Below are 13492 nucleotides of genomic sequence, written 5' to 3' on the forward strand. Positions count from 1 at the left end.
CGTCCCCGTTCAACAGGGCGGCCGAGCGGATTCGGGAGCAGCCGAATTCCGAACTCCAGGCACCCTGGGCCCGGTTTATCGGGTATTCCACCCCACCCCGAAAGGATCAACCGTGCGCAAGTTCACCGCAAGCGGCATGGTCGTCGCCGCGGCATTCGCCGCAGCCGCGGGCCTCGCCGCCGCCCCCGCCTACGCCGCACCCACCTGGACCGTCACCCCCGGCGGCGCCTGGACGGCCAAGGCGACCTCCCCGAAGCTCACCGACACCAAGACCGGCACCAAGCTCACCTGCACCTCCTCCAGTGCGACCGGCACCCTGGCGAGCGGCACCGGCCTGTCCGGCACCGGCATCTCCTCCATCACCTCGGTCGGCTGGGTCAGCTGCTCCGGCCCGCTGGGCATCACCTTCACCGTCACCCCGCAGGGCCTGCCCTGGAGCCTGAACGCGGTCTCCTACAACAGCGGCACCGGTGTCACCACCGGGACGCTCACCGGCGTCAAGGCCCACATCAGCGGCGCCGGCTGCACCGCCGACTTCTACGGTCCCACCAGCACCAGCTCGGCCACCCTCACCGGCTCCTACAGCAACTCGGCGAACACCCTCACGCTGAGCGGCGGCGACCTGCACGCGTACAACGTCTCGGGCACCTGCCTCGGGCTGATCAACAACGGCGACGCGGCGACCTACAGCGCGGCGTACGTGCTGGCCTCCTCGCAGACCATCACCTCGCCCTGACCCGGACCCCGGGCCCGCCGTCCTGCCGGGCCCGGACCGTCCGGCGCGCGGCCCCCGGCGGCCGGACATCCCTCCGGCCGCCGGGGGCCGCGGATGCTCACCGGAGGACAATCCTCCGCCGGCGCTTTGTCAATCGGTGACAAGAAATCCGGCCGAGCCGAGGCCGTGGAATCTTCCCGGGTTCGATCACTTGTCGCTGCTTGTTACCGGGCCGTAGTGTCCAGTTCGCCCAGGAACACCACCCGCTGGATTCCGTGACCCGTGCGACGGATGCGGCCGGTGCAGTTCGTGCGATTCCCGTTGTCCGCTCCGCCGTGCTCGCTTTCCCCCGTTCCCCCTTCCGTCCGTGGGCGTACCGTGCCGTGCCACCACGGCGGTTCGTCCCCGCCGCGCCGCTCGGCAATACCGGCCGTTCGCGCTCCGGGCGCTCCGGTTCCACCCGTTCGTGCTGCCGTTCCACCCGTTCCCGCTGTCCCCGCAGTTCGTCCGAAGATTTCCCGCCGCCGTGCGCCGAACCGGCTCCACCGACCAGTCCGAGGAGTACCGCGATGGGCGAAGCAGTGGTCCGGCGCCGCGCCTGGCGGCCGGCGGCGATCACCACCACCGTGCTGCTGGCCGGGCTGCTGCCGGCCGCGGCCTCGTCGGCCGACGGGCCGGGGCAACTGGACCTCGGGTACACCTGCGGGTCCGCCCGGGGCCCGGTGGAGGTCCGGGTGCTCCTCGGGCAGGAGTACCCGGACGCCGGGGTGGCGGGCAAGCCGCTCCGGCCCGGGGCGCTGACCGCCGAGATCGCCCTGGACCGGGCCGCGGTGGCGGCCCTGCTGCCGGCCGGCACGGCGGCCGTCGGCGGGACGGGCCGGTTCACCGCTCATGTGCGGCAGGGCGGTTCGGCGGCCGAGGCGGACTGGACGGTGCTCGCCGCGGCCGGCTCGCCGCTCGCCGGTGAGGGCGCTCTGCGGCTCGCCCTCACCGGGACGGTCGCGCCCGTGACGGTGTCCGCGCCGGGGGACGTCACCTTCACCGCCGGCGACCTCGACCTCACCCTGGCCGCCGCCTCCGCCCCCACCGTTCCTCCTGCCCCCGCCTCCCCCGCCGCTGCCACTGCCCCCGCCTCCCTCACCTTGCCCACCGCCCCCGCCTCCCCGGCCGCCGGGGCCGCCCCCACCTCCGCGACCCCCGGCGAGCCGGCCCCGGTCTCCCTGCACTGCGTCCAGAATCCCGGCCAGCGAGCGGAGTTGGGCAGCGTGCCGGTGTCGGCGGCCACGCAGCCGAGCCCGTCCGCCACCGGATCGCCCGGGCCGTCCGGCTCGGCCCCGGCCGGCGGCTCCGCCTCGCCCACCGCCACCGGACCGGCCGGCGGAGCCCCGTCGCCGACCGGCGCGCCCCCACCCTCGGGTGCCGCGTCCGCCTCGGCAGGCGCCTCCGCCCTGGTGGCGCCCCGCGCGGAGACACCCGCCCAGGGCGGCACCATCACGGTCGGCGGCCCGGTCCATTCGGGGGTGAACGCCTGCCCGGCGGCTCCGCAGGGCGAACTCGACCCCCGCCGCCTGCCGAAGGTGCCGGAGGGCGCGATCGTGCTCCCGATGCCCGGCGCCGACCCCTTCGAGCCGGTGCCCGCCTGCGCGTTCGCGGTCGGCTACGCCAATGTCGGCAAGCTCGGCGGAGCGGCGCTGATCAATGACCCGACCCGCGACCCGGCGATGATCCGGGTCGACATGCACAAGCGGATCGTGATGCTCTGGACGGACGACGGCAGCCCCGGATACGTCGAGGTGGACGGCATCGGCGAGCTGGAACTCCCGCCGGCCGAAGCCACCTTCCTCACCTTCGGCTTCATGCCGACCACGGCGAGGATGAGGCTCACCCCGCTCACCCCGCTGACCCTCACGGTGATCGGGAACAGCGACTGGGACCAGCCGGTGATCACCACCGCCGCCGGGTACCAGAACCTGACCCTGTACGACGTCCGGGTGAACGGCACGCCGCTCGACGTCGGGCCGAACTGCCGCACGGCCGCGCCGGTCGACCTCACCCTCGTAGGCCGGCAGGACAGCGGGATCAGCACCGACGACGGCCGTCCGGACTACACCGTGCAGACCGGCGGCCCGCTCTCCTCCGCCCATCTGGTCATCCCGCCGTTCACCGGCTGCGGCACCGGCGGCGAGGACCTCAGCCCGCTGTTCACCGCGGCCGTCTCGGGCGCAGGGAACTCGCTGAACTTCATCCAGGGCGCGCTCTGCACCCCGACCAGCGACGAGCCGAACGGCTGCACCCCGGAGATCGAGATGCCCGCTCCGCCGCACCGCTGACCGCCGTACCTCGCCGTACCCGCCGCACCCCGCAGCAGTACCCGCACCGCCGACCGCCGCCGCTCTCACCCCCGGGAGGTGTCATGGGAATCGAAGTGATCGTCGAAGGTCTGACCAAGTCGTTCGGCCGCCAGACCGTCTGGCAGGACGTCTCGCTCACGCTGCCGCCCGGTGAGGTCAGCGTGCTGCTCGGGCCGTCCGGCACCGGCAAGACGGTGTTCCTGAAGTCCGTGATCGGCCTGCTGAAGCCCGAGCGGGGCCGGGTGCTCGTCAACGGCGTCGACATGGTGAACAGCCCCGAACGGGACATCTACGAAGTCCGCAAGCTGTTCGGCCTGATGTTCCAGGACGGCGCCCTGTTCGGCTCGATGTCGCTCTTCGACAACATCGCCTTCCCGCTGCGCGAGCACACCCGCACCAAGGAGTCACAGATCCGGCGGATCGTGATGGAGCGGATGGAGATGGTCGGCCTGCTCGGCGCCGAGCGCAAACTGCCCGGTGAGATCTCCGGGGGGATGCGCAAACGCGCCGGGCTGGCAAGGGCGTTGGTGCTGGACCCGCAGATCGTCCTGTGCGACGAGCCGGACTCCGGGCTCGACCCGGTCCGCACCTCCTACCTCTCCCAGCTGCTCATCGACCTCAACGCGCAGACCGACGCGACGATGCTGATCGTCACCCACAACCTCGACATCGCCGCGACCGTGCCGGACAACATGGGCATGCTGTTCCGCCGCGGGCTGGTCGCCTTCGGCCCGCGGGAGGTGCTGCTGACCAGCGAGGAGCCCGTCGTCCGGCAGTTCCTGACCGGTCGCCGGGAGGGCCCGATCGGGATGTCGGAGGAGAAGGACGAGGCGACCCTGGCCGGCGAACTCCGTTACGGCGAAAGCCCGCCCGCGCCGCCCGGGCCGCTCCCCGCGCAGCTGGAGCCGTCGCCCAGGCTGCCCGCGAGGTCGGCCGTGCGGCGGCGGCAGGCCAGGGTCCGGGAGCTGTGGGACGAGCTGCCGGCGCCGGCCCGGGCCGCCCTCGGCGCCGCCGCGGCGCCCGGCCCGGGGGAGCGGGCATGACCGCCGCCACCCGCCTGGCCGGGCCGCTGCGGCAGAGCGGCCGGCTGTTCGCGCTCGCCGCCACCACCGTCCGGGAGATCTTCCGCCGGCCGTTCCAGGTACGGGAGCTGGTCGAGCAGTTCTGGTTCGTCGCCAGTGTGACGATCCTGCCCGCCGCGCTGGTCTCGATCCCGTTCGGCGCCGTGATCGCCCTCCAGGTCGGCTCGCTCACCCAGCAGTTGGGCGCCCAGTCGTTCACCGGCGGGGCCAGCGTGCTGGCCGTCGTCCAGCAGGCCAGTCCGCTGATCGTCGCCCTGCTGATCGCGGGCGCCGGCGGCGCGGCGATCTGCGCCGACCTCGGCTCCCGGACCATCCGCGAGGAGCTGGACGCGATGGAGGTGATGGGCGTCTCGCCCGTCCAACGCCTGGTGGTGCCGAGGGTGCTGGCCACGATGCTGGTGGCCGTGCTGCTCAACGGGCTGGTGTCGGTGGTCGGCGTCCTCGGCGGCTACTTCTTCAACGTCGTTCTGCAGCACGGGACTCCGGGCGCCTACCTGGCGAGCTTCTCGGCCCTCGCCCAGCTGCCGGACCTGTACATCGGCGAGTTCAAGGCGCTGGTCTTCGGCTTCGTGGCCGGCGTCGTCGCGGCCTACCGGGGCCTGAACCCCCGGGGCGGCCCGAAGGGCGTCGGGGACGCCGTCAACCAGTCCGTGGTGGTGACCTTCCTGCTGCTGTTCTTCCTGAACATGGTGCTCACGGCGGTCTACCTGCAGATCGTCCCGCCGAAGGGAGCCTGACCGGTGGCCCTGCTCGACAAGAACCCGGCCCCCGGCGGCGCGCCGCCGGGCGATACCCCGCCGGCGCGCCGCCGCCCGCGCCGCTGGTTCGGCTTCCTCGACGAGAGCGGCGACCACCTGCTCTTCCACCTCGCCGCGGCGCTGTGGATCCCGCGTACCCTGCGGCGCTACCGCACCGAGGTGCAACGCCTGCTGGCCGAAGTGGCGTTCGGCAGCGGCGGCCTCGGCGTGATCGGCGGCACGGTCGGCGTGATGATCGGCATGACCCTGTTCACCGGCACCGTGGTCGGTCTCCAGGGCTACGCCGCGATGAACGAACTGGGCACCACCGCCTTCACCGGCTTCATCTCCGCCTACTTCAACACCCGTGAGATCGCGCCCCTGGTGGCCGGCCTCGCGCTGTCCGCCACCGTCGGCGCCGGCTTCACCGCCCAGCTCGGCGCGATGCGGATCAACGAGGAGATCGACGCGCTGGAGGGCATGGGCATCCGGAGCATGCCGTACCTGGTCACCACCCGGATCATCGCCGGGGTCGTCGCGATCGTCCCGCTGTACGGCATCGGCCTGCTCAGCTCGTACCTGGCCTCCCGGGCGGTGACGGTACTGGTCAACGGGCAGTCGGCGGGCACCTACGACCACTACTTCAACCTCTTCCTCTCGCCGGTGGACGTGCTGCTCTCCACCTTCAAGGTGCTGGTCTTCAGCGTGATCGTGATCCTGGCGCACTGTTACTACGGCTACCGCGCCACCGGCGGCCCGGCCGGGGTGGGCATCGCGGTGGGCCGCTCGGTGCGCAACGCGATCGTCATCATCAGCGTCAGCGACTTCTTCCTCAGCCTCGCGGTCTGGGGCGCGACCACGACGGTGCGGGTGGCCGGATGACCGCCCCTGCTCCCGCCGCCGCCGTCCCGGGCTCCGGCGCGTCCGCACCGCCTGCCCCCGCCGTCCGGGGCCGACGGGCCGCGCGGGCCCGCCGCCGGCTCGCCGGGGTGGCGTTCCTGATGACGCCCGTCCTGCTCGCCTGGCTGGCCGTCGCCGTCTACGACCGGCAGTTCACCGACAGCGCGACCGTCACCGTCGAGGCCGGCAGCGTCGGCCACGAGATGCACGTGAACGCCGACGTGAAGCTGCGCGGCGTCGTGGTCGGCCGGGTCCGGGAGATCCGCACCGACGGCGACGGCGCCCGGCTCACCCTGGACATCGACCCGGCCCGGCTCCGGCAGATCCCCGGCGAGGTGTCCGCCCAACTGCTGCCGACCACGCTGTTCGGCGAGCGCTTCGTCGCCCTCGTCCCCGCCGCCAACTCGTCCGGGCGCAGCCTCGCGGCCGGCAGCACCGTCCCGCGCGACCGCTCCGGCAGCGCCGTCGAACTGCAGCAGGTCCTCGACCACCTGATGCCGCTGCTCACCGCCGTCCGACCGGAGAAGCTCGCCGCGACCCTCGACGCGGTGGCCACCGCCCTGGACGGCCGCGGCACCCAGCTCGGCACCACCCTCACCCAGCTGGACGGCTACCTGGGCCGCCTCAACCCCGAACTGCCCGTCCTCACCGAGGACATCCGGCGCCTGGTGGAGGTCAGCCGGGTCTACGACCGGGCCGCCCCGGAGATCGTCCAGGCACTGACCGACTTCACCCGCACCAGCGAGAGCGTCGCTCAGCAGCGCACCGGCCTCGCCGCCCTCTACGGCGCCGCCACCGGCGCCGCCCAGGACCTCGACACCTTCCTGCGGCAGAACAAGGACAACCTGATCCGGCTCAGCACCGACAGCCGGGACACCCTCGGCCTGCTCGCCCGCTACGCACCGTCCTTCCCGTGCACCCTCAGCACCCTCGCCGGCTTCGTCCCCGCCATGGACAAGGCGCTCGGCAAGGGCACCGACCGGCCCGGCCTGCACATCACCGTCACCACCGTGCCCTCCCGTGGCAAGTACCTGCCCGGCCAGGACACTCCCGCCTACCGGGCGGGCAACGGCCCGGCCTGCTACGCCGTGCCGTACACCGGCACCCCGATCACCCCGGCCGACCCCGCCACCACGCCGATCACGGCCCCGCCCGCCGACGCCGCCGGCCTGCCCAACTCCCCGCAGGAGAACGCCCTTGTCACCGAGCTGCTGGCCCCCGGCATGAACACCACCCCGCAGGACCTCCCGGACTGGACCAGCCTGCTGGCCGGCCCGGTGCTCCGCGGCGCGGAGGTGACCCTGCGGTGAAACGACGCAGCCTCGCGGGCCCGCTCGCCAAGTCGGTGGTCTTCGTCCTGGTGACCACCTTCGCCACCGCCGTCCTGGCGCTCGGCATCGCCGACACCGGTGTCGGCGACACCGTCGGGTACCAGGCCCGCTTCAGCGACACCACCGGCCTCACCGCCGGCGACAGCGTCCGGATCGCCGGGGTGCGGGTCGGCCGGGTGGACCGGATCAGGGTGGTCGACCACCGGATCGCCGAGGTGCGCTTCTCGGTGGCCAGGGGCCGGCCGCTGCCCGCCTCGGTCACCGCCTCCGTCAAGTACCTCAACCTGGTCGGGCAGCGGTACGTCGACCTCCAGCAGGGTGCCGGGCCGGTGGACCGCAGCCTCGCCCCCGGCGCCACCATCCCGCTGGAGCGCACCACGCCCGCCCTCGACCTGACCCAGCTGTTCAACGGCTTCCAGCCGCTCTTCCAGGGCCTCTCGCCCGCGGACGTCAACCAGCTGGCCGGCGAACTCGTCCAGGTGCTCCAGGGCGAGGGCGGCACCGTGGACAACCTGCTGCGCACGGTCGGCTCGCTGACCGGCACGCTGGCCGCCAAGGACCAGGTGATCGGCGAGGTCGTCGACAACCTGAACACGGTGATCGGCACCGTGAACGATCGTGAGGGCGGATTCCGCGACCTGGTCGCCACCCTGCAGCAGCTGGTGACCGGCTTCGCCGGCGACCGCGAGCCGATCGGCCGGTCCATCACCGCGATCTCCGCGCTCACGACCAGTACCGCCGGACTCCTGCAGGACGGCCGGGCCCCGCTCAAGGACACCATCGGCCAACTCGGCCGGCTCTCCGCCAACCTCGCGGACGGGACCCCGCAACTGGAGAACTTCCTGCGGCAGACACCCGAGAAGATGCGGGTGATCGGCCGGGCCGCGAGCTACGGCTCCTGGTTCAACCTCTACCTCTGCCAGGCCACCGTCACCGGCGTCACCACCTCGGACGGCAGCAGGCCACCCACCGGCATCGTGAGCTCCGAGGCGAGGTGCGGAACATGACGGACCATCAGAACGAGCCGGACCCTGCCGTGCCGCCCACCGGGCAGCCGTCCGCAGGGCAGTCGCCCACCGGACCGGGCCCGCGCGGCACCGGGCGCCGAGAGCGGCGCCGCAAGCCGCTGTTCACCCCGCTCCGGGAGCGCAACCCCGTGGTCGTCGGAGCGGTCGGCCTGCTGCTGCTCGCCGTGACCACCGCCGCCGCCTACAAGGCCGACGCCCTGCCGGTGATCGGCGGCGGCACGGCCTACGCCGCCGACTTCTCCGAGGCCGCCGGACTGCGCAGCGGCAACGAGGTGCGGGTCGCCGGGGTGAAGGTCGGCAAGGTCACCGGGGTCGCGCTGGACGGTGACCGGGTCAAGGTCAGCTTCACCGTCCGCGACACCTGGATCGGCGACGCCAGCACCGCCGCCATCGGCATCAAGACCCTGCTCGGCGAGAAGTACCTGGCCGTCGACCCGCTCGGCGGCGCCGAGCAGGACCCTGGCGCCCGCATCCCGCTCGGCCGCACCACCTCGCCGTACGACGTCACCAAGGCCCTCGACGGCCTCGGGCAGACCTTCGGCGCGCTGAACACCGAGAAGCTCTCGGAGAGCTTCCGGGCGATCGCCGACACCTTCCGGAACACCCCGGAGTCGGTGCGCGGCGCCGCCGACGGGCTCTCCGCGCTGTCCCGGACGGTCGCCGACCGGGACGCCCAGCTGGCCCGGCTGCTCGCCGGCAGCAGGCAGCTGACCACCACCCTCGCCGACCAGAACGGCCGCTTCGAGAGCCTGCTCGCCGACGGCAACCTGCTCCTCGGCGAACTGCGCCAACGCCGCGACGCCATCCACGCGTTGCTCACCGGGACGCGGGACCTCGGTGCCCGGCTGAGCGGGCTGGTCCAGGACAACGACCGGCAGCTCGGACCCACGCTCGACGCGCTCGACCGGGTCGCCACCGTGCTGCGCGCCAACCAGGCGAGCCTCGACCAGGCCCTCGCGCTGGCCGGGCCGTACTACCGGCTGGTGGGCAACACCGTCGGGAGCGGCCGTTGGTTCGACAGCTACCTGTGCGGGCTCGTCCCCCGCACCTACCTGCCGGCCGGCACCCCGCCGGAGACCGGATGCCTGCCGCCCCAGCCCCGGGACGGTCACTGATGAGGTGGTCACCGATGCGCGTACGTGCCGGGCGCCCGATCGCGGTCGGCGCCGCCCTCGCCCTGCTGGCCGGCGGCTCGGCAGCCGGAGTCCTGGCCGCCGGCGGCCAGGACGGCCGGCACGTCACGGCCTGGTTCGACCACGCCGTCGGCGTCTACGCCGGATCCGACCTGCGCATCCTGGGGGTGAAGGTCGGCACCGTCGAGGCCGTCCGACCGGAGGGCACCCGGGTCGAGGTCACCCTCCTCCTGCGGGACGGGATCGTGGTGCCCGCCGGGGCGGGCGCGGTGGTGGTCGCGCCCAGCGTCGTCGCCGACCGGTACGTCCAGCTCACCCCCGCGTACACCGGCGGACCACAACTCGCCGACCACGCGGTGATTCCCGCCGAGCGCACCGCCACGCCCGTCGAGGTCGACCAGCTGTACGCGAGCATCACCCGGCTCAGTGACGCCCTCGGCCCTGACGGCGCCAACGCCACCGGCAGCCTCTCGGACCTGCTCGACGTGGGGGCGCGGAACCTGGACGGCAACGGGAAGGCGATGGGCGAGACCATCGACCAGCTGGGCCGGGCCACCCGCACCCTCTCGGGCCACAGCGACGAGCTCTTCGCCACCCTGGCCGCCCTGCAGTCCTTCACCACCATGCTGAAGGAGAACGACGGCAAGGTCCGCGCGGCGGCCGACCAGCTCTCCACCGTCACCGGCTTCCTGGCCGCCGCCCGGCAGGAGCTCGGTGCCGCGCTGGACCAACTCGCCACCGCACTGGGCCAGGTGAAGACCTTCATCCAGCAGAACCGGTCCCGGCTCAAGGCCACCGTCGACCAGCTGGTGCCGATCACCCAGTCACTGGTGGACCAGCGGGCCTCGCTCGCCGAACTCCTGGACACCGCACCGCTCGCGGCGGACAACCTGCTCGCCGCCTACGACCCGGCGCGGCGCACGATCGACGGCCGCGCCAACCTGAACGAGCTGAGCACCGGAGACCGGCCGGGCGGCACGGGTACGCTCCCGCTCCCGCTGCCGCCGGTCGACACCGCCCCCACCCCGGTGCCCACTCCCACCGCCGACCCGGGCACCCCGCCGGACCCGGACCCGGGCACCCCCACCGACCCGGCCACCGACCCGGGGACCCCGCCCGACCCGGACCCCGGCGCCCCGACCGGTCCGGCCAACGGCCCCGGCGGCGAGAGGGCGGCCCGATGAACCGGGACACCGCCAAGGCCGCCCTCGCCGCACTGGCCACCGCCGTCGCCCTGGCCGGCTGCACCCCCTCGCTGACCGGCGCGCAGGACCTCCCGCTCCCCGGCGGCGCCGACCTGGGCTCCCACCCGTACGAGATCAAGGCGCACTTCGCCGACGCCCTGAGCCTGGTCCCGCAGTCCGCCGTCAAGGTGAACGACGTCGCCGTCGGCCGGGTCACCGCGATCACGCTCGCCCCGGACGACTGGTCCGCCGTCGTCACCATGAGGATCAACGGCGCCGTGCGGCTGCCCGCCGACGCCTACGCGCAGCTGGAGCAGTCCAGCCTGCTCGGCGAGAAGTACGTGCAGCTGACGCCGCCGCCCGCGAAGCCGGGAGCCGGCCCGGCGGCCGCCGCCGCAGAGGAGGCGGCCGACCGGCTGGTCGACGGATCGGTCATCCCCGTCGACCGTACCAACCGCAGCGCCGAGGCGGAGGAGGTGTTCGGCGCGCTCTCCATGCTCCTCAACGGGGGCGGCCTCGACCAGCTCAGGACGATCACCGTCGAGCTGAACAAGGCCCTGTCGGGCAACGAGTCGCAGGTCCGCTCGCTGCTCACCCAGGTCGACACCATGGTCACCCGACTCGACGCGCACAAGCGGGACATCACCGACGCCCTGGACGGCCTGGACCGCCTCTCCGCGACGCTGGCCGGCCGCAGCGGCCAGATCGGCGGCGTGCTGACCGGCCTCGCCCCCGGACTGAAGGTGCTGGAGGAGCAGCGCGGCGCCCTGGTCACCATGCTCCGCTCGCTGGACACCCTCTCAGGGACCGCCGTCGACACCGTCAACAGGAGCAGGGACGACATGGTCGCCGACCTCAAGGCGCTCGCACCCACCCTGCAGCGCCTGGCCGACGCCGGGACGTCGCTGCCCGACTCGCTGCAGGTGCTGCTCACCTACCCGTTCACCGACGAGGTCCTGCGCGGCGTGAAGGGCGACTACCTCAACGCCTACCTCGACCTCACCGCCGCACCCGGCACGCAGATCATCCCGGCGGTCGACGCCGAGGACAACGCCTACCCGCCCCCGCCCGACCCCGGCCCGGACCCGGGGACGGACCCGGGGACCGACCCCGGCACCGACCCCGGCCCGGACCCCGGCGCCGGGGCCCGCGCCCACCCGGCCCCGCCGGTACCGCTGCCGTCCGTCACCGGAGCCGCGCCGGCAGGGAGGACGCGCTGATGCTCACCCTCGGAACCCGCCTGCGCAACCTCGCCTTCCTGCTGGTGGCCGTGCTCGTCCTCGGCGTCATCGCCGTCCGCTACGCCGACCTCGGGCGCTACGTCGGCGTCCGCGGCTACTACGTCGTCCAGGTCGAACTCCCGGAGACCGGCGGCCTGTTCGAGCACTCCGACGTCACCTACCGGGGTGTCTCGGTGGGCCGGGTCGGCCCGATCGCGCTCACTCCCCACGGCGTCCGGGCCGAACTGCGGATCGACAACTCCGCGCCCCGCATCCCCACCCGGCTGGAGGCCGTGGTCGCCAACCTCTCCGCCGTCGGCGAGCAGTACATCGACCTGCGGCCCAGCACCGCGGACGGCCCCTACCTGGTGGACGGCTCCACCATCGCCGAGCCGGACACCCGGACGCCCGCACCGGTCACCAACCTGCTCACCAGCGTCGACCGGCTCACCGGCTCCGTCCCCCTGCAGTCGCTGCGCACCGTCGTCGACGAGTTCGGCCAGGCCTTCGCCGGCCAGGACGCCAACCTGCGGGCCCTGCTGGACAACAGCGGGCGCTTCATCGCCGCCGCCGATGCCGCGCTGCCCGGCAACACCACCCTGCTGGCCGACGCCCGGACGGTCCTCGGCACCCAGGCCGAGGAGGGCCGGGCCATCGAGTCCTTCGCCACCGACGCCCGCCTGCTCGCCGAGCAGCTCAGCGCCTCCGACCCCGACCTGCGCCGGGTGATCGCCGCCGGACCGGCCGCGGCCGGCCAGGTCAGCTCTCTGCTGGGCGACCTGAACCCCGGGCTCGGCGTGCTGCTCGCCAACCTCCTCACCACCTCCGACATCGCGGTCACCCGCCAGCGCGGCATCGAGGAACTCCTGGTCCGGCTCCCGGCGGTGGCCGCCGCCGGTGCCGGCGCGGTCGACGCGGACGGCCTGCGGGTCGGCATGGCGCTGACCTTCTTCAGCCCGCTGCCGTGCACCGACGGCTACCAGGGCACGACCCGCCGCAACGGCCTCGACACCTCCGCCGGACCGGAGTTCAACACGGCCGCCCGCTGCACCGCGGCGCCGGGCACCGGCATCGGTGTCCGCGGCTCCGCCAACGCCCCGACCGGCGGTGTGCCCGAGCCGGCCGTACCGGGATCCCTGCTGCCGGCCGCCGGAACGCCCGCCGCCGGCGCCGCCGGTCCCGGCGCCGGGGTCGGGCCGGCCACCGCGCTGCCCGGCCCGCTCGGGCTGCCGGCCCTCCCGCTGGCCGCCCCCACCGACCTGCGCGGACTGCTGGGACTGGGCGGCGGTGCCGGATGACCCTGAAACGCCTCGGGCTCCTCGTCGCCGTGCCGGCCGCGGCGCTGTTCTGCGCCCTGTCCGCCACCTACTACGCGCAGGCCCGCACCGACGACACGCTGGCCCTGGCACGGGCCCGGGACACCGTGCTGACCACCGGCCGGCAGCAGATCACCGAGCTGAACACGGTGGACGCCCAGCGCGTCGAGGAGTGGCTGAGCGAGCGGCTCGACGCCACCGCCGGCCCGCTGCACGACCAGATGCTGCGCGCCACCGAGAGCGACCGCGGTGCGCTCCGGCAGTCCGGTGCCTCCGCCCGCGGGACGGTCACCGACGCCGCCGTCACCGCGCTGGACCCGCGGGCGGGCACGGCGAGGATGCTCGCGACCGTGGAGGTCCGGGTCACCCCGAAGTCCGGTGCGCCGGCCACCGACCGCAAGCGCTTCGAGGTGGGCCTGGAGCGCACCGCCGCCGGCTGGAAGATCACCACCTTGGCCACCGTACCCGTCGCCACGCCCGGCGCGCAGGGCTGAC

12 protein-coding genes are annotated in these 13492 nt (G+C 73.9%); all 12 read left to right on the forward strand.

The features are described 5' to 3' along the window. Positions 1-112 precede the first annotated feature (112 nt). Positions 113-736, forward strand: a complete 624-nt coding sequence (locus J2S46_RS33520; protein ID WP_073921437.1) for a hypothetical protein — start codon at positions 113-115, stop codon at positions 734-736. A gap of 548 nt (positions 737-1284) precedes the next feature. Next, positions 1285-3045, forward strand: coding sequence for a DUF6801 domain-containing protein (locus J2S46_RS33525; RefSeq protein ID WP_191288230.1), 1761 nt, complete (start codon positions 1285-1287; stop codon positions 3043-3045). A gap of 83 nt (positions 3046-3128) precedes the next feature. Beyond that, positions 3129-4109 (forward strand): ABC transporter ATP-binding protein, encoded by a 981-nt coding sequence (locus J2S46_RS33530; protein ID WP_191288231.1) that lies wholly within the window; start codon positions 3129-3131, stop codon positions 4107-4109. Continuing rightward, positions 4106-4885: an MlaE family ABC transporter permease gene (locus tag J2S46_RS33535; protein ID WP_191288232.1), complete on the forward strand. Its 780-nt coding sequence runs from the start codon at positions 4106-4108 to the stop codon at positions 4883-4885. Before J2S46_RS33530 ends, J2S46_RS33535 begins: the two co-directional genes overlap by 4 nt. Positions 4886-5002: 117 nt before the next feature. After that, the gene (locus J2S46_RS33540; protein ID WP_229912159.1) at positions 5003-5767 is read left to right on the forward strand and encodes an ABC transporter permease; all 765 of its coding nucleotides are present in this window, start codon (positions 5003-5005) and stop codon (positions 5765-5767) included. A gap of 119 nt (positions 5768-5886) precedes the next feature. After that, positions 5887-7095: an MCE family protein gene (locus tag J2S46_RS33545; RefSeq protein WP_229912161.1), complete on the forward strand. Its 1209-nt coding sequence runs from the start codon at positions 5887-5889 to the stop codon at positions 7093-7095. Then, positions 7092-8123 carry an MCE family protein gene (locus tag J2S46_RS33550; RefSeq protein ID WP_191288235.1) on the forward strand — a complete coding sequence of 344 codons (1032 nt, stop codon included), beginning with the start codon at positions 7092-7094 and terminating at the stop codon, positions 8121-8123. The genes J2S46_RS33545 and J2S46_RS33550 overlap by 4 nt, the downstream gene beginning before the upstream one ends. Positions 8124-8242: 119 nt before the next feature. Continuing rightward, positions 8243-9259, forward strand: a complete 1017-nt coding sequence (locus tag J2S46_RS33555) for an MCE family protein (RefSeq protein ID WP_229912162.1) — start codon at positions 8243-8245, stop codon at positions 9257-9259. Between the two features lie 14 nt (positions 9260-9273). Further along, entirely contained in the window at positions 9274-10461 is a 1188-nt protein-coding gene (locus tag J2S46_RS33560) for an MCE family protein (protein ID WP_229912109.1), read from the forward strand. Beyond that, complete coding sequence (locus tag J2S46_RS33565; RefSeq protein ID WP_191288238.1) at positions 10458-11681, forward strand: MCE family protein; 1224 nt, start codon at positions 10458-10460, stop codon at positions 11679-11681. Before J2S46_RS33560 ends, J2S46_RS33565 begins: the two co-directional genes overlap by 4 nt. Further along, on the forward strand, positions 11681-12979 hold the full coding sequence (locus J2S46_RS33570; RefSeq protein ID WP_191288239.1) for an MCE family protein: 1299 nt from the start codon (positions 11681-11683) through the stop codon (positions 12977-12979). Before J2S46_RS33565 ends, J2S46_RS33570 begins: the two co-directional genes overlap by 1 nt. Beyond that, complete coding sequence (locus tag J2S46_RS33575; RefSeq protein WP_191288240.1) at positions 12976-13491, forward strand: hypothetical protein; 516 nt, start codon at positions 12976-12978, stop codon at positions 13489-13491. The genes J2S46_RS33570 and J2S46_RS33575 overlap by 4 nt, the downstream gene beginning before the upstream one ends. Position 13492 lies beyond the last annotated feature (1 nt).

It is taken from the genome of Kitasatospora herbaricolor (assembly GCF_030813695.1).
Taxonomy (GTDB): domain Bacteria; phylum Actinomycetota; class Actinomycetes; order Streptomycetales; family Streptomycetaceae; genus Kitasatospora; species Kitasatospora herbaricolor.

What these genes read in the sequence shown, in the direction of transcription:
- J2S46_RS33525 (WP_191288230.1), top strand. Translation starts at nt 1,285, where the DNA reads ATGGGCGAAGCAGTGGTCCGGCGCCGCGCCTGGCGGCCGGCGGCGATC.
- J2S46_RS33545 (WP_229912161.1), top strand. Translation starts at nt 5,887, where the DNA reads ATGACGCCCGTCCTGCTCGCCTGGCTGGCCGTCGCCGTCTACGACCGG.
- J2S46_RS33530 (WP_191288231.1), top strand. Translation starts at nt 3,129, where the DNA reads ATGGGAATCGAAGTGATCGTCGAAGGTCTGACCAAGTCGTTCGGCCGC.
- J2S46_RS33565 (WP_191288238.1), top strand. Translation starts at nt 10,458, where the DNA reads ATGAACCGGGACACCGCCAAGGCCGCCCTCGCCGCACTGGCCACCGCC.
- J2S46_RS33575 (WP_191288240.1), top strand. Translation starts at nt 12,976, where the DNA reads ATGACCCTGAAACGCCTCGGGCTCCTCGTCGCCGTGCCGGCCGCGGCG.
- J2S46_RS33570 (WP_191288239.1), top strand. Translation starts at nt 11,681, where the DNA reads ATGCTCACCCTCGGAACCCGCCTGCGCAACCTCGCCTTCCTGCTGGTG.
- J2S46_RS33535 (WP_191288232.1), top strand. Translation starts at nt 4,106, where the DNA reads ATGACCGCCGCCACCCGCCTGGCCGGGCCGCTGCGGCAGAGCGGCCGG.
- J2S46_RS33560 (WP_229912109.1), top strand. Translation starts at nt 9,274, where the DNA reads ATGCGCGTACGTGCCGGGCGCCCGATCGCGGTCGGCGCCGCCCTCGCC.